A 20,316-nucleotide genomic window follows, 5' to 3' on the forward strand; every position below is an offset into this window, starting at 1 on the left:
CGCAGCCCGTCAGGCGGGGCGCAGCAGCATGTTGGGACGCGGGTAGGGGGCTTTTGCCGCCCCCAGCCTTTCGGCGACGACCGGGCGTCCGAGATAATAGCCCTGCGCATAATCGATCTCCAGCTGGCGCACCAGCCGCAGCTGCTCTTCAGTCTCCACGCCTTCGATGAGGATCTTGTGGCCGCGGTTGCGGATGAGGCGGATCATGTCCTGCAGCATTGCCCGGCCGCGCGGCGTGTTGCTGTCATGCAGGAAGGAGCGGTCGATCTTGACGGTGTCGAAATCGGTCATGCGCAGCCAGGAAAGGCCGGCAAACCCGGTTCCGAAATCATCGAGCCAGATGTTGATGCCGAGCGTTTTGAGATCGTTCAGGCAGCGCAGCACATCCGAATGCATCTCCATATCCACACCTTCGGTGATCTCGAAGGCGAGCCTGTTGCCGGCGATGCCGGCCTCGACGAGGATTGCCGCAACCGAAGTGGCAAAGCCCGGGTTTTTCAGCTGCATGGGGGATACGTTGACGCTGACCACGGCCACCGGGTCTTCAGCAAGAATCTGCTTGCAGGCGGTCTTGATCGTCCAGAGGCCGAGTTCCATGATCGTACCGGTGCGCTCGGCAATCGGAATGAAGATGCCCGGTGAAACGGCACTGCCATCGAGCAGGCGCAGCCGCATCAGCGCTTCGACGCCCGGCGTTTCATTGGTCGAGACGTTGAGGATCGGCTGGTAGACGAGGGAAATGAGGTTTTCCGCAATGGCGATCTTCAGGAGAGCGGCGATGTTTTCCGTCTCGTCGCTGGTTTGCGGATCGTCCGGATCGAACAGCTTCATGCAGTTGCGGCCATTGCCCTTGGCGATGTAGAGCGCCCGGTCCGCCTCGTTGATGATTTTCTCCAGCTTGCCATCCGGATTGGGGCGGGTGAAGGACGCGCCGATGCTGACGGTGACGACGAAGGTGCCGTCCCGGCGCTGGTCGTGGGCAAGCGCCAGGTCCTCGACGGTGTGGCGGATCGTTTCGGCCAGTTCGCCCACCTGCTGCTTGGATTTGAACGGCACGAGAACGATGAACTCCTCACCGCCATAACGGCCGATGGAAGCGCCATGTCCGGCAATCGCATCCTGCAGCGCATTGCCGACCGTCACCAGGCACTTGTCGCCTTCCTGGTGGCCATAGCGGTCATTGTATTTCTTGAAGAAGTCGACATCGATGAGGAGAACGGCAAAACCCTCCTCCTTCCTGCTCCAATTGTCCCACAGCAGGCGCAGCTGATGGTCGATGGCGCGACGGTTCTGAAGGCCCGTGAGCGAATCCGTGTTTGAAAGCCGCAGCAGCGCCTGTCCGCGTTCATCCGCCGCCTTCTGCTGGGCCTTGGCCTCCAGCGCGTTGAGAAAGACGTGATAGCGCTCCCGGTTCAGGTTCCAGTTCACATAGGAGGTGAAGACGAAGCAGGAAATGTAGAAGGTGCCGAAAGCCACCTTGTAGAACACATCTTCGGGAAACTGCGTCACCGCCAGAAAATAGGTGACGAGGATGATGCCTGACGACACAAGTGACAGATGGAAGCGGAAGGTGAAGAACAGGTTGGCGCCCATCATGAAGATCGCCCCGAAAACCATGTAATAGGACATGTTTTCAAGGTTGTCGGTCAAAAGCGAAGGCAGCAGCCAGCCAATATAGCCCATGACGAGCGCAGTGGCGCAGGTGAGGTCGAGCGCTGCGGTGCTGGCGCCCCGGCGCAGCTGGATCTCCAGCGTCAGCAGTGATGAGATGACCACCAGCAGGCGGGCGATGATGGCGTAAAACGCGACGTCGGGGATTAGAATAATGTCGGTGACGGCAAATAGCAGATAGATGAAAACGGCCGTCCACAGGCCCTGTCTGATCGAACCACGGCGGCTGCGCTCACCTTCCTGCTGGTAAAGGGCAAGAAGTTCATCAGAAAACCGGGAGTCCGGCCGCCGATAGTCTTGCTGTCCACTCACCTCTCCCAACCTGTGCCTCATGCACTTTCCCATAGTGTTGCGTATACTTTTTAAGTAACTGCTTATTCCACTTTTCCGTGTGCTCATGCACACGGTGCGGGTTCCTTTCCATCTCTTTCGATATGTGTGCAGAACCGGGAAAGGAAGAACGCATCATACGGCCGCAACATTAAGTTTCACTAAATTGCGTATCCGTTTTCTCCTCCGCCCACGAGTGTGACCAAAAAAATACGCTAATGTAGAAATCTATCCCTACACCGCTCAAAATTTGAAAGCGAGTGGCGTTCCGTCTTCCAGAAACGTATAGTTAACAATGTGTTAATACTGGAGGCTGAAGTGGTGCGGGTAAAGAAGAAAAATCTGGACGGGGCAAGTCTGATCACCCCTGATACTGTCGCAAAAGAGATTTTTGCACGCAAAACCGAAACATTCGATGAGCAGTTCGCAGTTGCGAAAGCAGAGATTGCCATCATTCTCGAATTGGCACAGCAGCAATTCGACAATGGTGTTTTAGCACGTGAGATAATACATCGGACGGCAGGCGCGCTGCATGGATTGCGCGATAAACTCCACTCCAGCGTGTGGGCAGAACTGATCCCGCTGGTACAGAATCACGCCGTGTCGGAGCATTTTCTCGAAGATCCCTTCACCCGGTGGTCGTTTGAAAAGCCGAGGGGCTATTCGGGCGACGCCGAGCTGCTCGATTTCATCTACGGTCACGACAGCGTTGCCGAACAGGTGAAAAACGCCTCCCCGCTGGGGGCCGCCCTTTACGATTATACGAAAGATGCCAGCTCCTCGGTTGCCGTGCGCGAGCGGCGGGACCTGCTGACGCGGTTCGTGGATGAGGCCGCCGCCCGCCATGGCGAGGAGACGGAAATCCTCACCATTGCCTCCGGCCACCTGCGTGAGGCCGATGCTTCGGTGGCGCTGAAAGAGGGCAGGATCAAGCGCTGGGTGGCGCTGGATCAGGATCCCTTGAGCGTCGGCTCCGTCGCCCGTGATTTCGGCGGCCGCGGCGTGGAGGCAATTGACGGTTCGGTGCGCGATATCGTACTGCGCACGCAGGAGCTCGGCAGCTTTGATCTGATCTATGCGGCCGGCCTTTATGATTATCTGAACGACCGCGTGGCGATCAAGCTGACACGGCGCTGCATGGAGATGCTGAAGCCCGGCGGCATGTTCCTCTTCGCCAACTTCTCTGAAGATATCGTCGTCGACGGCTATATGGAGACCTTCATGAACTGGGCGCTGCTGCTGCGCTCGAAGGCGGATATGTGGCGGATCATCAATGCCAGCGCCGATCCTGCAAGTATCGAGGCGGAGGTGTTCTTCGGCGAGAACCACAATATCGTCTATGCGACGATGCGTAAGAAGGCGTGAGATAGAAAGCCGCTCGTTATTCCCTCATGGGAAGCGAGCGCGTGCCGCCTGTTTCTTCTCCCCGCCGGGGAGAAGTCCGCGGCAGCGGGATGAGGGGGGCGAGGAGTGCGGTCTATCGTTGGCGTTGCCCCCTCATCCGACCCTTCGGGCCACCTTCTCCCCGACGGGGAGAGGAAATGCGCGGCGACGTCGTGCCCCATTCCGTCACTCGCCCCTCACCAATAACCATTTGATTAAACCATATCGCGGCCTTAAGAATCCGCGCCTGATGCGTTGCAGAATGGAATGGCTGAAATGAAGAGATATTATTCGGATATGGGCGGTCTGCCGGGGCAGACGGAACTGCTGTCGAGCAAGGCTGTTTTCAAGACCGCCTATGCGGTCATCCCCAAGACCGTGATGTCCGATATCGTGACAAGCGTGCTGCCGCACTGGACCGGCACGCGGGCCTGGATCATCGCCCGGCCGATGACGGGTTTTTCCGAGACTTTCGCGCAATATATCGTCGAAGTGCAGCCCGGTGGCGGCAGTGAGCGGCCGGAGCCGGACGAGCGGGCGCAGGCGGCGATCTTCGTCGTCGATGGCGAAATGACCGTGACCTTCGATGGCGCGCAGCATGCGCTGCGGGAGGGCTCGTTCGCCTACCTGCCGGCCGGTGCGCGCTGGCAGATCACAAACTCGGGCAAGGCGCCCGTCAAGTTCCATTGGGTCCGCAAGGTGTTTCAGGCGGTTGACGGGCTGGAGGCCCCGCCGGCGATCTTTTCGCATGAAGACGAGATCGCCATGTCGGCCATGCCCGATACCGAGGGCAAATGGGCGACGACGCGCTTCATCGATCTCGAAGACGTGCGTTACGACATGCACCTCAACATCGTCACTTTCCAGCCGGGTGCGACCATTCCGTTCATGGAAACCCATGTGATGGAACATGGTCTTTACGTGCTGGAGGGCAAGGCGGTCTATCGGCTGAACGAGGACTGGGTGGAAGTTGAGGCGGGTGACTTCATGTGGCTGCGCGCCTATTGCCCACAGGCCTGTTATGCGGGCGGCCCGGGCCGGTTCCGTTACCTGCTCTACAAGGATGTGAACCGTCACGTGAAGCTCTGGTAAAGGGCATCCCGGCGGCGAAATCCGTGAATTATCGCGCAATCCGGCGGGTTGCGCGATAAATGCTTGCGTTAAATCGAATATCCCTAATAAATCCACATATGCGGACGGTATTCGCCGTGCCGCACCGTTTGGCATCCGCCTGCATCTCCCCTTGAGAAGACTGCCCGTATGAGTGAAACGATCGATACCAATATCTTCAATCTCGCGCCGGTCGCGATGTGGATCGAGGATTTCAGCGCCGTGAAGAGCCAGTTCGATATCTGGCGGGCTGAGGGCGTTGAGGATATCAGGGCGTTTCTTCTGGAAGATTTATCGCGTGTTGCGGCCTGTTCGCAGAAAATCCGCGTCATCCAGGTCAATGCCAAGACGCTGGAACTGTTTGAAGCGCGTGATCAGGCGCATCTCGTCGACAATCTGCATCGGATTTTTCGCGACGACATGCTGGAAAGCCATGTGAACGAGCTTTCCGAACTCTGGGCGGGGCGGACGGAATTTACCAGCAATGCGGTGAATTATTCGATCGGCGGCAGGCGGCTTGATATTCAGCTGCGCGGCGCGGTCATACCCGGCCACGAGAACACGCTCAGCCGGCTGCTTTTGACCACCGAGGATGTGACGGAACGGGAAGAAGCCCGCCGCAAGGAGCTTCTCAATCGCCGTTATGCCGAGGGCATGTTCAAACATTCGCCGGTTTCGCTCTGGGTGGAAGATTTCAGCCGCGTGCGCCGGCTGATCGAAGAAGTCAGGGATCGCGGCATCGTCGATTTCCGGGTGTTCACGGATGTGCATCCGGAATTCGTGCGGCAATGCATGAGCGAAATCCGTGTCATCGACGTCAACCGAGCCACACTCGACCTGTTCTGTGCGCCGGACCGGCAGGTTCTGCTGCAGCGGCTCGGCGATATTTTCCGTGGTGAGATGGAAAAGCCGTTCCGCGAGCAGCTGATGGAGCTTTGGAACGGCAATCTCAACCACCATCGCGAGGTGGTGAATTATGCGCTTGATGGTTCGGAGCGGCATGTTCTGCTGCATTTTTCCGTCTTCCCCGGCCATGAGCATGACTGGTCGCTGGTGCAGGTGGCGCTGACGGACATTACCGCGCGCAAGAAGGCGGAAGCCTATCTCGAATATCTCGGCAAGCACGATGTGCTGACCAAGCTGCACAACCGCGCCTTTTATTCGGACGAATTGAACCGGCTGGAGCGCAACGCGCTCAGGCCCGTTTCCGCCATCGTCATCGATCTCAACGGCCTGAAGGAGGCCAATGACAAGCTCGGCCATGATGCCGGCGACGCCCTGCTGCGGCGGGTGGGCGAGGTGCTGAATGGCGTGGTGACTGCGCCGAACCATGCAGCGCGCATCGGCGGTGACGAATTCGCCATCCTTCTTCCCGGCGCCGACAGGCAGATTGCTGCCGCCATGGTCGAAACAGTCTATGAGCTGCTGAAGATCAACAACCAGTTTTATTCAAGCGCACCGCTCAGCCTTTCGCTCGGGGTGGCGACCAGCGAAGCCGGCGAGACGATGGAATCGCTGGTGCGCCGCGCCGATATGAATATGTACGAACATAAGAACGCTTATTATGCGGCCCTGCGCAGCAGATCTGCCGATAATAGCGAGACGCCGAAGAGCAGCCCGCAGCCGGAAGCTACCCCGCTGAAGCGCCTGTTCTGAGAAAAGGCGCGGGCGTTCTTGTCTTCCGCCTCGGCCTTGTGCCGAGGATTTAACCACGTCGAATAAGAATCAAGACAGTGGCAGTTCCTCGGGACAGGCCCGCGGATGACGTCGGCGCAATTGGCCCGACTCTCCCTCCCATTTCACGGTTCCGCTCTTCCTTGGTGTTTTGCCAGCGCCGTACGCAACTTCACAAGCGCGTGAGACAGCTGTTGCGCTGCAACAATTCCGTTGCCGGAATTTTACATACGTCTTAGTATGTATGTAAATATGACCTTTTTTGTGGATTCGGAGCGCAGTATGGCGAAGAAATTGGGGCAGATCGTAGCGGTGTTGTTGACGGGCATCGTTCTGGTCGGATGTAGCGATGAGCAGGCATCTGCGCCCGGTGCGCCGCCGCCCGGTGCGGTCAAGGTCGTGACCGTGACCCCGGAAGAGCTGCCCATCACCAATGAATTGCCAGGACGCATCGCACCGACGCGGCTTGCCGAAGTGCGCCCGCGCGTCTCCGGCATTATCGTCGAGCGGGTGTTCGAGCAGGGCTCCCTGGTGAAGGAAGGCGATGTGCTCTACCGGATCGACCCCGCGCCGTTCCAGGTGCGCGTCGACAGCGCCGAAGGCACGTTGCGCCGGGCGCAGGCCGCGCAGTTGCAGGCACGGCAGACGGCTGACCGGCAGCAGCAGTTGCGCCGTTCGAATGTTGGCTCGCAGCAGGAATTCGACAATGCCATCGCCCAGCTGGCGCAGGCGGATGCCGAAGTGGCCGTTGCCGAGGCCGGTGTCGCGGAAGCCAGGCTCAATCTGCAATATGCCAATGTCACCGCACCCATCAGCGGCATGATCGGCCGGGCGCGCATCACCGAAGGCGCACTCGTCAGCGCCACGGGTTCCGAGAACCTGGCAACGATCCAGCAGCTCGATCCGATCTATGCCGACTTTACCCAGCCCGCCGCCGACCTCATTCGCCTGCGCAAGGCCCTGCAGGATGGCCAGCTGATGACCGGCACGAACGAGGCGGAAGTCAATCTGCTGTTTGATGACGGCACGCGTTATCCGATTTCGGGCCGCCTGCTGTTTTCCGAAGCGGCGGTGGATGAAACCACCGGCCAGGTGACGCTGCGCGGCGAATTCCCCAACCCGAACGGTGACCTTTTGCCGGGCATGTATGTCCGCGTCCAGATCCAGCAGGGCATCCAGAAGGCGGCCTTTGCCGTGCCGCAGCAGGCGGTGCAGCGCGATGCGGGCGGCCAGGCAAGCGTGCTTGTCGTTAATGCCGAAGACACGGTCGAGCAGCGGCGCGTCAGCGTCGGCCGCTCCATTGGTGACCGCTGGGTGATTTCGGAGGGCCTGAAGGATGGCGACCGCGTCGTTGCCGAAGGTTTCCAGAAAACCGCGCCGGGCGCAAAGGTGAAGCCTGAACCATGGTCTGCGGAACCCGCCGCCACTGCCTCTGCCGGCAGTGAAAACGCGGCTTCGTCCGAGACCGCGTCTGAGCCCCCGGCCGCGAAGCAATAAGGACCGATTTCCATGGCACGTTTTTTCATCGATCGGCCCATTTTTGCCTGGGTCGTCGCCATCTTCATCATGCTGGCGGGCCTGCTCGCCATTCCCATGCTGCCGATTGCGCAATATCCGAATGTGGCGCCGCCACAGATTTCCGTCGGCACGACCTATCCGGGCGCATCGCCGGAAGATATCTATCAGAGCGTCACGCGGCCCATCGAGGAAGAGCTGAATGGCGTCCCGGGTCTGATCTATTTCGAATCGACGTCGGAATCCTCGGGCCGTATCTCGATCAACGTCACCTTTGAACCCGGCACCAATATCGGCGAGGCGCAGGTCGAGGTTCAGAACCGTATCGCCCGTGTCGAACCCCGACTGCCGCGGGCGGTGACGCAGCAGGGCCTGCGCGTTGAACAGGCCGGAACCTCGTTTCTGATGATGGTGGCGCTGACGTCCGTGGACGGCAATACGGACGCCATCGGCCTTGGCGACTATCTCAGCCGCAACGTGGTCGGTGAGTTGCGTCGCGTTCCCGGCGTCGGCAGCGCGCAGCTCTTCGCCACCCAGCGCTCCATGCGCATCTGGATGGATCCGGACAAGATGCTGGGTCTCAGCCTGACTTCGAGTGATGTCATCAACGCAATCCAGGCGCAGAACTCGCAGGTCGCGGCCGGCCGCATCGGCGCATCGCCAAACCCGGTTGGTCAGCAGATTTCCGCCACCGTCAACGTGCAGGGCCAGCTGACCTCGCCGGAAGAATTCGGCTCCATCGTGCTGCGCGCCAATCCGGATGGTTCCTCCGTCCGGCTGCGCGATGTCGCGCGCGTCGAGGTGGGCGGGGAAAGCTACACCTTCTCGAGCCGCCTGAACGGCAAGCCCAGTGCGGCCATCGGTGTCCAGCTTTCGCCGACGGGAAATGCGTTGCAGACTTCCGATGGCGTGCGCGCCACGATGGAGGAGCTGTCGCGTTATTTCCCGGCGGGTATCGAATATGAAATTCCCTACGACACCAGCCCCTTCGTGAAGATCTCGATCCAGAAGGTAATCAACACGCTGGTGGAGGCGATCATCCTCGTCTTCGTGGTGATGTTCGTCTTCCTGCAGAACATCCGCTACACCATCATTCCAACACTGGTGGTGCCCGTGGCGCTGCTCGGCACCTGCGCCATCATGTATGTCTCGGGTTTCTCCATCAACGTTCTCACCATGTTCGCCATGGTTCTCGCCATCGGTATTCTCGTCGATGACGCGATCGTCGTGGTGGAAAATGTCGAACGCATCATGGCGGAAGAGCATCTGTCGCCGAAGGAGGCGACCCGCAAGGCGATGGGCCAGATTTCCGGCGCCATCATCGGCATCACGCTGGTTCTGACGGCGGTGTTCGTGCCCATGGCCTTCTTCCCCGGCGCCGTCGGCATCATCTACCAGCAGTTCAGCCTGACCATGGTGGTTTCCATCCTGTTTTCGGGCTTCCTTGCGCTGTCACTCACGCCGGCGCTCTGCGCATCGTTCCTGAAGCCGATCAAGGCCGGGCACCATGAAAAGAAGGGCTTCTTCGGCTGGTTCAACCGCGGCTTCGACAAGGCCTCGCATAAATACTCCTCGTCGGTCGGCAGCATCATCAAGCGTTCCGGCCGCTTCATGGTCATCTATGCGGCGCTGCTCGTCGGTCTCGGCTGGGCCTATATGCAATTGCCCAGCTCCTTCCTGCCCAACGAGGACCAGGGTTACCTGATCGTCGACATTCAGGCGCCGGCGGAAGCCAGCAGTGAACGCACCCTGCAATCCATCCAGGAAATCGAAAAGATCTTCCTGGCGGAGCCGGCGGTCGATCGCGTGATTGCGGTTTCGGGCTTCTCCTTCTCCGGTTCCGGCCAGAATGCCGGTCTCGCCTTCGCGACGCTGAAAGACTGGAGCGAGCGTGGGCCGGAGGATTCCGCATCCGCCATCGCTCAACGCATCAACGGCAAGCTTTGGGGCCTGCCGGGTTCGATGTCCTTCACGCTGTCGCCGCCGCCCATTCAGGGTCTCGGTAACTCCAGCGGCTTCACCTTCCGCCTGCAGGATCGCGGCGGTGCCGGACAGACGGCGCTGAGCGCCGCCGGTGCACAGCTGATGGCGGCCGCGCAGAAAAGCCCCATTCTGGCCGGCCTGCGCGTGGAAGGCATGCCGGACTCTCCGCAGGTCAACCTCATCATCGACCGTGAGAAGGCCAACACCTTCGGCGTGACCTTCAGCGACATCAACGCCACCATCTCGGCCAATATGGGTTCCTCCTACGTCAACGACTTCCCCAATGCCGGCCGCATGCAGCGCGTGACGGTGCAGGCAGAGCAGGGCCAGCGCATGAAGACCGAGGATCTTTTGAACCTCAATGTCCGCAATGCCAATGGCGGCATGGTGCCGGTAAGCTCCTTCGCCACTGTGGAATGGGTGCGCGGCCCGTCGCAGGTGGTGGGTTACAACGGCTATCCGGCGATCCGTATCGGCGGCCAGTCGGCACCCGGTTACTCCTCGGGTGATGCGATTGCCGAAATGGAGCGTCTGGCGGGCGAATTGCCAAGCGGCTTCGGTTTCGAATGGACCGGCCAGTCACTGCAGGAAATCCAGTCGGGTTCGCAGGCGCCGGCGCTTATCGGCCTCAGCGTGCTGTTCGTCTTCCTGCTTCTGGCGGCGCTTTATGAAAGCTGGTCGATTCCGCTCTCCGTCATGCTGGTGGTGCCGCTTGGCGTCATCGGTTCGGTGGCGGCGGTGATGCTGCGTGGCATGCCGAACGACGTCTACTTCCTGGTTGGCCTTGTCGCCATCATCGGGCTTTCGGCCAAGAATGCGATCCTGATCATCGAATTTGCCAAGGATCTGCGGGCGGAGGGCAAATCCACCTATGATGCGACGGTGGAGGCGGCCCACCTGCGCTTCCGGCCAATCCTGATGACCTCGCTTGCCTTCTCGCTCGGCGTGCTGCCGATGGCAATTGCGTCGGGTGCCAGTGCGGCGAGCCAGAACGCCATCGGCACCGGCGTTCTGGGCGGCATGATCTCGGCGACGATCCTTGCGATCTTCTTCGTTCCCGTCTTCTTCGTGTTTGTCATGAAGTTTTTCGGGGATCGGAAGAAGGACGACAAGATTGCTGCTGACGCCGTGTCGCCGGCGGAATAAAACGGATGTGAAGGCCGGGCCACATTCATGTGAATGACAGCCTGGCACGACAAGAAAAGGCACGGTGCGAAAGCGCCGTGTCACGACTGGAAGGAGACATCAGCATGCGCCGTACCAAGGCCGAGGCAGAAGAGACGCGTCAGGCGATCCTTGCCGCTGCCGAGCGTGTGTTCTTCAAAAAGGGCGTGGCCAACGCCTCGCTGGACGAGGTGGCGGCCGCAGCCGGGGTCACGCGCGGGGCGATATACTGGCATTTTTCCAGCAAGACCGACCTTTTCATCGGCCTCTATAAATCGGTGGCGCTGCCGGAATCCGATCTGCTTGATTTCGGTGATCCTGATCTCAAGGGCTCGACCCTGCTTTCCAAGATCGAGGAAGGGGCCTGCAAGTGGCTGGCGCTTCTGGCGCAGGACGAACAACGCCAGCGCATCATGACCATCAGCCTGCGCACCAGCTATTCAGACGAGTTCGCCCCGGTGCTGCATGCGCAGGAAGAGCTGGACCGTTACCACAAGGAGCGACTGGAGGCGGCTTTTCAGCGTGCGCAGGCCGAGGGCGTCTTCAACGACAACTGGACGGCGGAATCAGCACTCGGTGCGCTCTACTGGCTGATCAAAGGCATAGTTTACGACTGGCTGCTGTTCGGCAAACGTTTCGATCTGGTGAAGGAAGGCGCAGAAGCCATGCATCGTCTCATGAAGGGCTTCCAGCGTCCCCCGGCGCCATGATCAAGCGCCGTATCGTCCTGCCCGGCCGGTCAAATTTCAGTGTATTCTAAAAGACGAGCGAAATTTGCTTTACGTACCTCAAAACGGACGTTAGCTTCTTCCCTGAGCTTTGGGAGGAGTTCGCCTATGGTCAAATCAGCAAAAATCGAGAGGCAAAAACCGTTCGTTCTCACCGGCTGTCGGTGACGGCGCATGGCTTCTGCTGACGAAACTTCAGCCCCGGCCCTTGTCCGGACGGTTGGGCTGTCGAAATCCTTCGGCCCGGTTCAGGTTCTGAAAGATATCGAGATCGCGGTGCGTGCCGGCGAGGTGCACGCCATCATCGGCGAAAACGGCGCGGGTAAATCGACGCTGATGAAGCTGCTGGCCGGCAATGAGAAGCCGTCGGGCGGTGAAATCCGCATCGATGGCGCAGCCGTTACGCTTGGCGGGCCGGTGGATGCCGAACATCGCGGCATCGTTCTCGTACATCAGGAAATATTGCTGGCACCCGATCTGACGGTGGCGCAGAATATCTATCTCGGCCGTGAATTGCATAAAGGTCCTGTTATGGACGACCGCGCCATGCGCGATGGTGCGCGCAGGGCCGTTGGCGATCTCGGCGGCACGATCGATCCCGACGCCATCGTCGGCAGCCTGTCGATTGCCCAGCGGCAGCTGGTGCAGATTGCCCGCGTTCTGCTGGTGCCGCATCGCGTGGTGATTTTCGACGAGCCGACCGCGAGCCTGACGCCGATCGAGACCGACGCACTCCTGAATGTCATCCGCGATATCAGGGCGAAAGGCGTGGCCGTGCTTTATATTTCGCACCGCCTGCCGGAAGTGAAGGAGATTGCCGACCGGGTGACGGTGCTGCGCGACGGCAGGCTCGTCGCCTCGCATCCGGCCTCAGAGCTGGAGCCGGCCGATATGGCGCGGCTGATGGTGGGGCGGGATGTCGCCAAGCTTTATCCCGACCGCAATGCCGGCGGTGAGCGTGAGCCGGTTCTTGAGGTGGAGCATTTTAACGTTCCCGGTTATGCGCAGGATGCCGGTTTCCGCCTGCGCAAGGGCGAAATCCTCGGTTTCGCCGGTCTCGTCGGAGCGGGGCGGACGGAGCTGATGGAGGGCGTGCTGGGCCTTAGGGCCGGGCGGGGAACGGTTCGCCATCTTAGGCGCGCGGTCACTTTCGCCAAGCCCGAAGACAGCCTGAAGGCGGGCATCGTTTACTTGAGCGAGGATCGCAAGGGCAAGGGACTGCTGCTCACCAAGGATCTGCGCATCAATCTGACGCTTGCTTCGCTGAAGAAATTCAGCCGGCTGTTCCAGATCGACACCCGCCGCGAGACGGCGGCGCTTGATGATGCGGTGCGCGATTTCGACATCCGCACCGGCCGCAAGGATCTGCTGGCGGGCCAGCTCTCCGGCGGCAACCAGCAGAAGCTGTTGCTCGCCAAAATGATGTTGCTCGATCCGTCCATCGTCATCATCGACGAGCCGACGCGCGGCATCGACATCGGCACCAAGGAGCAGATTTACCGCTTCATCGCCGGGCTTGCGGAGGAGGGGCGCTCGATCATCGTCGTTTCCTCGGAAATGCCTGAGCTGATCGGCATCTGCGACCGCATTCTGGTGATGCGTTCGGGCCGGATCGTCGGTGAAGTGGCGGGGGATCGCATGACAGAAAACGACATCGTGGCGCTGGCGACCGGTGTTCACACGCAGGAACCCGCCTGAGGCTGCGGGTTTCGAAAGACATGGCCTGAAGAAAAGACAATTGAGGGGAAACATGACCGAGGCCGCAACTGACACCGGCAAGACGCCGAAGACCTCGAAGGACTGGGATCTGCGTGCCGTGGCGCCGTTTGTGGCGCTGGCCCTGCTGCTGGTTCTCGGCACCATCGCCAATCCCAATTTCATCGGCATCGACAATCTTCTGAACGTCGTCACCCGCAGCGCCTTCATCGCCATCATCGCGCTTGGCGCGACCTATGTCATCACCTCGGGCGGGCTTGATCTGTCTGTTGGCGCCATGGTGGCTTTCGTCGCCAGCCTGATGATCCTGTTCATGAACAGCGGCGTCATTGCCAGCCCGCTTTTGATGCTGCTGGCCGCCATGGCGCTGGCGCTTGCCATCGGCGCGGCCTGCGGGTTGGCCAACGGTCTCATCACCACCATCGGCCGCATCGAGCCCTTCATCGCCACGCTCGGCACCATGGGCATTTATCGCGGGCTGACCACATGGCTGTCGCAGGGCGGTGCTATTACCTTGCGCAACCCGGAAATCCAGACGCTGTATCGCCCGGTCTATTTCGGCAATGTGCTGGGCGTGCCAGTGCCGGTCATCGTGATTTTCGTGACCGCCGCCATCGCGGCCTTCGTGCTTTACCGCACCCGTTATGGCCGGCATCTGACAGCGGTCGGCTCCAGCGAGGATGTGGCGCGTTATTCAGGCATTTCGGTCGCGCGGGTGCGCACCATCGCCTATGTGGTGCAGGGGCTGTGTGTTGCGGTGGCGGTGCTGCTTTACGTGCCGCGCCTTGCCTCCACCTCGGCCACGACGGGCATGTTGTGGGAGCTGCAGGCCATCACCGCCGTCGTCGTTGGCGGCACGGCGCTGCGCGGCGGGGTGGGGCGCATCTGGGGCACGATCTGCGGCGCCTTCATTCTGGAGATCGTCGGCAACATCATGATCCTGTCGAACTTCGTCAGCGAATATCTGATCGGCGCCATTCAGGGGGCCATCATCATCATCGCCATGCTGGTGCAGCGCTCGCTCAGCCGCAGGTGACGTATCACGCCGCGCCATCTGGGGCAGGTGCGGTTGAAGGAGGAACGCCCCGGTCTTGGGAGGAAAGAGACTATGCGTAGAAAATTCATCGGCGTGGCCTTTGCCGCGCTGGCTGCAGTGCTGGCGGGCTCGGCCCATGCGCAGGACAAGAAGGTCACCATCGGCGTCTCCATTCCGGCGGCCGATCACGGCTGGACGGCGGGCGTCGTTTATCATGCCGAACGCGTGGCGAAGCTGCTCATGCAGGAGCATCCGGGGCTTAACGTGATCGTCAAGACATCGCCGGATGCCGCCAATCAAGCCAACGCGCTGCAGGATCTTGCCGTGCAGGGGCTGGACGCGCTGGTCGTGCTGCCGTCGGATCCCGATCCGCTGGTCAACGCCATCAAGGAGATCAAGGACAAGGGCACCTTCGTTGCGCTGGTGGACCGTGCGCCGAGCGTCAACGACAATTCCATCCGCGATCTCTATGTTGCCGGCAACAACCCGGCGCTTGGCCAGGTGGCGGGTGAATACATCAAGAAAACCACGCCGGATGCGGAAGTGGTGGTCATTCGCGGCCTGCCGATCCCGATCGACCAGCAGCGTCAGGATGGGTTCGACAAGGGAATCGCTGGCTCGAACGTCAAGGTTCTCGACCGTCAGTACGGCAACTGGAACCGCGACGACGCCTTCCGCGTGATGCAGGACTATCTGACCAAATACAAGAAAATCGACGTGGTCTGGTGCCAGGATGACGACATGGCGATTGGCGTGCTGGAAGCGATCCAGCAGGCGAAACGCACCGATATCCAATATATCGTTGCGGGTGCCGGCTCCAAGGACATGATCAAGAAGGTCATGGACGGCGACAAGCTGGTGCCGGTTGACGTGCTCTACCCGCCGGCAATGGTGGCGACCGCCATGCAGCTGACGGCCGGGCATTTCTATGATCAGGTGCCGGTTGCCGGGAATTATATTCTCGACGCGACATTGATCACCAAGGAGAATGCCGAGCAGTTCTACTTCCCGGATTCGCCGTTCTGATCTGATTTCCAGCTAATGCTGACGCCCGCCGCAAGGCGGGCGTTTCATCAGGGATAAACGTCTGTCGCAGCGCGGGAAGAGGGGCGCGGCAAACATTTCGTCACACGCGGCGTCATCCTCGGGCTTGACCCGAGGATCCATCAACCGCTGAAACATGGATCCTCGGGTCAAGCCCGAGGATGACGGAGGTGAGGGCGGTGTGACAACTTAACCGTCCGTCTCTTCACCCGTTCTTCCTGAACCACGCCGAAAGATAATCCACGAAGCTGCGCACCTTGGCCGGCAGGTAGCGGCGATGCGGATAGACCGCATAAATGCCGCGGTCCTTGGAAATATAATCATCAAACAGCGTCACCAGCTCGCCGGACTGGATATAGGGCCGGGCAATGAAGTCAGGCACCATGGCGATGCCGAGCCCGGCACGGGCGGCGCGCAGGGTCGCCTGGGGGCTGTTGACCTCGATCGGGCCGCTGATGGTCACCGAATTCGAGCCGCCATCCGGCTCCAGGTACCGCACCGTGTTGTGAAAACGGGTATTGGTGTCGATGATGAAGGGAACACGGGAGAAATCCTGCGGTCCGTCGAGCGGCCCGTGCTGCGCCACGAAATCCGCCGTCGCCACCGCATAGACGCGGAAATCGGAAAGCTTGCGGGCGATGAGGCCCGAATCTTCCAGCCGGGTGATCCGGACCGCAAGGTCGAAACCTTCCTCGATCAGATCGACAAACCGGTCCTCGGCGACGATCTCCAGCGACAGTTCCGGATTTTCCTTGGCGAAATCGATCAGGCTCTGGCCGACATCGGCATCGATGAAGGTGCGCGGCACCGAAATCCGGAGCTTGCCTTTGAGGTCAGCATTCTTCTCGCGCACCAGATCGGCGAGGTTGTCGATCTCCTTCAGTATGTCGGATGCGGTGCGATAATAGGTGTGCCCGGCCTCGGTCAGCGAAAACTGCCTTGTCGTGCGGTTAAGGAGCAGCGCGCCGAGATCGTCTTCCAGTTCCCGGACGTACTTGGACAGGAGCGCCTTGGAGCGTCCGGTCTTGCGCGCGGCGGCGGAAAAACCCTCCGCCTCGACAACATCGATAAAGGCGCGGATGCGGGTCAGCGTGTCCATGGAAATCCTCCGGTTCGTTCCATATAATTGAACGCTGAAGGGCGACTGTTCAACCCTAAATTCATTGCTGAAAAAATCCGCTAAATGGTGAAAAAAACCTCTTGATTATGACTGCGAATATTCTTATCTCCCGTGCTGCCCAAAGTCGCACGTGCCCATGTGTGTCCGCCGATTCCTCGATGTGGTGAGGATTTCGGTAAGGTACCTGGAACTAACCCCTCCAGTCGCTATTCCGGCCAACCGGGAAATGCGAGGACATATGAAGCAACGACGGTGCGGGCCTTTCTGGTTCTCTGCCGGCTTTCCATCAGCCGGGGTACTGAAGAGGCACACCATCATTGCCTGAAGTGCGGTCGGGTCAATCCCTCCAATCGATGGCAGACAAAGCCGAATGATGCTCTGGCAGGGCATCGTTCATATTCACGCCTTGAGCGTATGCTATCGATTCTGCGCCTCCACCGGCTGATTCGAATGCATATCTCGAGCGTCCTTTGTCCTCCGGATTTTTCCGGAGTCGGTTTTATAGGGAATATATCGATGACGACTGCACGCATTCTCGACTTCATCAAGACCCGACGTCCCGAAGGCCCTTGCCTTGTGGTTGATCTCGACGTCGTGCGCGACAATTTCAACGCGTTCCGGCATTCCCTGCCGAACAGCGCGATCTATTATGCCGTCAAGGCAAACCCGGCTCCGGAAATCCTGAAGCTGCTCGCTTCGCTCGGCTCCAGCTTCGATTGCGCCTCCGTGGCTGAAATCCAGATGGCGCTCGATGCCGGTGCAACGGCCGACCGTATCTCCTTCGGCAACACCATCAAGAAGGAACGCGATGTCGCCCGCGCTTACGCGCTCGGCATCGATCTCTTCGCCGTTGATAGCCATGAGGAAGTCGAAAAGGTTGCCCGTGCCGCCCCCGGCGCGCGCGTATTCTGCCGCGTGCTGACGGATGGCGAAGGCGCTGAATGGCCGCTGTCGCGCAAGTTCGGCTGCGTGCCGCAGATGGCCGTCGACGTTCTGGTCTATGCGCATCAGATGGGTCTGGAATCCTACGGCGTGTCTTTCCATGTCGGGTCGCAGATGATGAATCTCGACGCATGGGATGCCGCACTTGCCGATGCGAAGCGCGTCTTCGCTTCGCTGTCCAAGCAGGGCATTCACCTGCAGATGGTCAATATGGGCGGTGGTTTCCCGACCAAGTACCTGCGCGACGTTCCTGCTGCCGAAGAATACGGCCAGGCAATCGACACGGCGCTGCGCAAGCACTTCGGCAACCAGATCCCGAAGACGATCATCGAGCCGGGCCGCGGCATGGTTGGCAATGCGGGCGTCATCAAGGCGGAAGTTGTTCTCGTCTCGAAGAAGTCCGACAATGACAACCACCGCTGGGTGTTCCTCGACATCGGCAAGTTCGGCGGTCTCGCCGAGACGATGGATGAGGCTATCCGTTACCCGATCCGCACCGAGCGTGACCAGGACGAGATGCAGCCCTGCATTCTGGCTGGCCCGACCTGCGACAGCGCCGACGTGCTGTATGAAAAGAACATGTACCCGCTGCCGGTCTCGCTGACCATCGGCGACGAAGTTCTGATCGAAGGTACCGGCGCTTATACGACGACCTATTCGGCAGTTGCCTTTAATGGCTTCGAGCCGCTGAAGGCTTACGTCATCTAAGGCATCCGACCGAAAAGCGTACGCGCTTTTCGGGAAATCCGATGCTGATTGAAAGTCCGAACGCCGTCCGCTGAAAAGGGCGGCGTCTCGACCAAGCTTCCGTTCCGGCCTTGCCGATTGTGCTGTTGCGCAAATCCCTGCTTGCTGCTCCTCTTCCAGCCGAGGAAAGCGTGTCGGCGGGCCGGAACGGCTCCACCATTTTTCATCAAGGGCCGCGTGTGGGCGGTTGTGTGACGGGAGGCCAAGGATGGCCGCTCTTTTGAATTCGGTACGGGCATTTTTCACACCGCAGACATTTCATGTCGATCAGGAAAATCCGGGCGATGTCGTTGCCCGTGAGAACCTGCTGGACCGCGCCATGGGCGCCGGCCGCCGCCGCAAGTCTTCCGAGAAGCTGCGTGCCGGCCGCGTTCCGGCCGAAGGCCTGGCGCTGGTCGCCCGTGATGAGGGCGGCCATGTCATCGCCACGGTGCGCCTGTGGAATGTCGAAGCCGGCATTTCGCGCGAAGGCCGCGCGGTTGAAGCGCTGCTGCTCGGCCCGCTGGCCGTCGATGCCGCCCATGAGGGCAAGGGCATCGGCTCTGCACTGATGCGCGCGGCGATCGCCGAGGCTACCAGACGCGGCCATGGCGCCATCCTTCTGGTCGGAGATGCGCCCTATTACGAGCGCTTCGGCTTTTTCGCCAACAAAGCGCAGCACCTGATCATGCCCGGCCCGTTCGAGCGCAGCCGTTTCCTGGCGCTGGAGCTGAAAGCCGGCTGGCTGGAAGGCGCTGCCGGTCTTCTAGTGGCAAATGGCCGCCGGCTTTCGGCCTGAGCGATATCCGTTGATACCATTCCCCGGCTGAAAGGCCGGGGTTTCGTCTGCTGACCAGGCTGGTAGCCAACTCTGACGTCATCCTCGGCCTTGTGGCGAGGATCTAACCCCCGTCGAATAAAATCAATACGTTGGAAGATCCTCGGGGCAGCTCCGAGGATGACGTCGGCGCATGACTTTCCTTCTCATCGGACGACGCCGCTCTTCTTTGGTGTCCGGTTAAGGCGAAAATCCTGAAAGCCTATTCGAATAACAGTCTTGTGCCTTGTCCAGAAATTTGAACCGGACAGCAAAGGGACAAGTTCGGCATGTCGCAGGAGGGTTGCCACGGCTTTGCCAGCGGTCGCTCCGTCAAGAAACCGGTCTTTGTCGTTTCCACCCCATGGTCCTGCGGCCAAACCTTCCCCCGCCGATAATTGTGCGGAGTCACGGATTCTGACCGGGGAAATACTTAAACCCGGGGGTGTTTTTCAGCTGATTTTGACCGGGGAGTCAGCTTGAAATGGCCAAAAGCGCCATGCCTTTGATTTTAAACAATAATAATTGCTCATAATGGCTGCATTTTGCAAAGCGGAATCGGCACGCGCTTCCTGAAATTGACGTGTCAATGAAGTTGAGGGCGACCCAACACGTCGACCTTTTTAGTTGTCTCTTGCTTGGTTGGAGCAGATTGGTTCTAAATCAAATTCGAGGAACTGAACCAATGAACGACCCGCGATTTAGCGACCCAAAATCTGGTCATCGACTAGGGCTTGATCATTTCGAAGATGAATCAGCACGCAGCCGGTTGCACGCTGAAGTGATCCGGAAATGGAATAATGCAGGCGCAATTTTATACGACTTCTACGAGCTTCCGGAGACGATCAACGACGCCTGCGAAGTTTCATTTTCGAACCTCGGAATTGATGACGATGCATTTCTAATTCGCTTCGGTGAAGGTGCTAGCCCTTATCTGGATGAGAAACACGAGCTTTTCTTAGACGGTGTATTCGTTTTTAAGCAGACCTATGAAGGCCGGGAAGGGGTGTTTATCACGCTTGTGGCAGGCCAGACGGGTCGTGTTACCGAATTGTCAGAAGGTACATCGCGGATCGCGAGTGGGTGGATTGACGCAGATCGATCTGTGGATGACGGATTGGCGCACTTCGGCTTGGTCGGCGATCCCGCGATTTTGGGGTCTAAAAATCTCTTCGACGTCGAAATGTTCCTGGGAAACGCGATCGCGCGCGTCGGCGCTTGCAGGCCGACACTTCGTCCATCAAAATCCTACAACGGCTAAAAGGCTGCGTAGCCCCGGCTCGGCCGGGTTAACGGCCATGGCTGCGAACTCAAATTCTCCATGCGCTCATGCGAGAGCACCGTGTGCCGAGGGCGC

General features: G+C 59.8%; 14 protein-coding genes. 12 read left to right on the forward strand and 2 right to left on the reverse strand.

All coding sequences use genetic code 11. The features are described 5' to 3' along the window. Positions 1 to 9 precede the first annotated feature (9 nt). The gene (locus QSV77_RS17795) at positions 10 to 2,004 is read right to left on the reverse strand and encodes a bifunctional diguanylate cyclase/phosphodiesterase (protein ID WP_269699489.1); all 1,995 of its coding nucleotides are present in this window, start codon (positions 2,002 to 2,004) and stop codon (positions 10 to 12) included. Between the two features lie 315 nt (positions 2,005 to 2,319). Between QSV77_RS17795 and QSV77_RS17800 the strand changes: the two genes are divergently transcribed. From QSV77_RS17800 to QSV77_RS17840, 9 genes are all read left to right on the forward strand, one after another. Further along, entirely contained in the window at positions 2,320 to 3,366 is a 1,047-nt protein-coding gene (locus QSV77_RS17800) for a class I SAM-dependent methyltransferase (RefSeq protein WP_302734488.1), read from the forward strand. A 285-nt stretch (positions 3,367 to 3,651) separates the two neighbouring features. After that, positions 3,652 to 4,476, forward strand: a complete 825-nt coding sequence (locus QSV77_RS17805) for a bifunctional allantoicase/(S)-ureidoglycine aminohydrolase (RefSeq protein ID WP_302734490.1) — start codon at positions 3,652 to 3,654, stop codon at positions 4,474 to 4,476. A gap of 168 nt (positions 4,477 to 4,644) precedes the next feature. Next, positions 4,645 to 6,150 (forward strand): sensor domain-containing diguanylate cyclase, encoded by a 1,506-nt coding sequence (locus tag QSV77_RS17810; RefSeq protein ID WP_302734491.1) that lies wholly within the window; start codon positions 4,645 to 4,647, stop codon positions 6,148 to 6,150. 258 nt (positions 6,151 to 6,408) lie between these two features. Then, positions 6,409 to 7,665 (forward strand): efflux RND transporter periplasmic adaptor subunit, encoded by a 1,257-nt coding sequence (locus QSV77_RS17815; protein WP_302734492.1) that lies wholly within the window; start codon positions 6,409 to 6,411, stop codon positions 7,663 to 7,665. A 12-nt stretch (positions 7,666 to 7,677) separates the two neighbouring features. Continuing rightward, complete coding sequence (locus QSV77_RS17820; RefSeq protein WP_142842789.1) at positions 7,678 to 10,812, forward strand: efflux RND transporter permease subunit; 3,135 nt, start codon at positions 7,678 to 7,680, stop codon at positions 10,810 to 10,812. A gap of 104 nt (positions 10,813 to 10,916) precedes the next feature. Continuing rightward, positions 10,917 to 11,540: a TetR family transcriptional regulator gene (locus QSV77_RS17825; RefSeq protein WP_271363472.1), complete on the forward strand. Its 624-nt coding sequence runs from the start codon at positions 10,917 to 10,919 to the stop codon at positions 11,538 to 11,540. 192 nt (positions 11,541 to 11,732) lie between these two features. After that, positions 11,733 to 13,256, forward strand: a complete 1,524-nt coding sequence (locus QSV77_RS17830) for a sugar ABC transporter ATP-binding protein (RefSeq protein WP_302734495.1) — start codon at positions 11,733 to 11,735, stop codon at positions 13,254 to 13,256. Between the two features lie 52 nt (positions 13,257 to 13,308). Then, a complete protein-coding gene (locus QSV77_RS17835) occupies positions 13,309 to 14,310 on the forward strand; it encodes an ABC transporter permease (RefSeq protein ID WP_052820818.1) in 1,002 nt (333 codons plus the stop codon). Positions 14,311 to 14,382: 72 nt separating this feature from the next. Further along, entirely contained in the window at positions 14,383 to 15,336 is a 954-nt protein-coding gene (locus QSV77_RS17840; RefSeq protein WP_046800863.1) for a substrate-binding domain-containing protein, read from the forward strand. A gap of 223 nt (positions 15,337 to 15,559) precedes the next feature. Here the strand turns inward: QSV77_RS17840 and QSV77_RS17845 are convergent, their stop codons facing one another. Next, positions 15,560 to 16,453 carry a LysR family transcriptional regulator gene (locus QSV77_RS17845; RefSeq protein WP_065117027.1) on the reverse strand — a complete coding sequence of 298 codons (894 nt, stop codon included), beginning with the start codon at positions 16,451 to 16,453 and terminating at the stop codon, positions 15,560 to 15,562. 537 nt (positions 16,454 to 16,990) lie between these two features. Here QSV77_RS17845 and odc2 point away from each other — a divergent pair. The 3 genes from odc2 to QSV77_RS17860 all read left to right on the forward strand — a co-directional run bounded on the left by odc2 (position 16,991) and on the right by QSV77_RS17860 (position 20,220). Beyond that, the gene (gene odc2, locus QSV77_RS17850) at positions 16,991 to 18,124 is read left to right on the forward strand and encodes an ornithine/lysine decarboxylase (protein WP_046800865.1); all 1,134 of its coding nucleotides are present in this window, start codon (positions 16,991 to 16,993) and stop codon (positions 18,122 to 18,124) included. Positions 18,125 to 18,371: 247 nt separating this feature from the next. Further along, positions 18,372 to 18,941 carry a GNAT family N-acetyltransferase gene (locus tag QSV77_RS17855; RefSeq protein ID WP_302734497.1) on the forward strand — a complete coding sequence of 190 codons (570 nt, stop codon included), beginning with the start codon at positions 18,372 to 18,374 and terminating at the stop codon, positions 18,939 to 18,941. A 703-nt stretch (positions 18,942 to 19,644) separates the two neighbouring features. Beyond that, a complete protein-coding gene (locus QSV77_RS17860) occupies positions 19,645 to 20,220 on the forward strand; it encodes a hypothetical protein (RefSeq protein ID WP_302734499.1) in 576 nt (191 codons plus the stop codon). Positions 20,221 to 20,316: the final 96 nt, after the last annotated feature.

The sequence above is a fragment of the Agrobacterium sp. V1 genome, assembly GCF_030518355.1.
In the GTDB taxonomy this organism is placed as follows: domain Bacteria; phylum Pseudomonadota; class Alphaproteobacteria; order Rhizobiales; family Rhizobiaceae; genus Agrobacterium; species Agrobacterium cucumeris.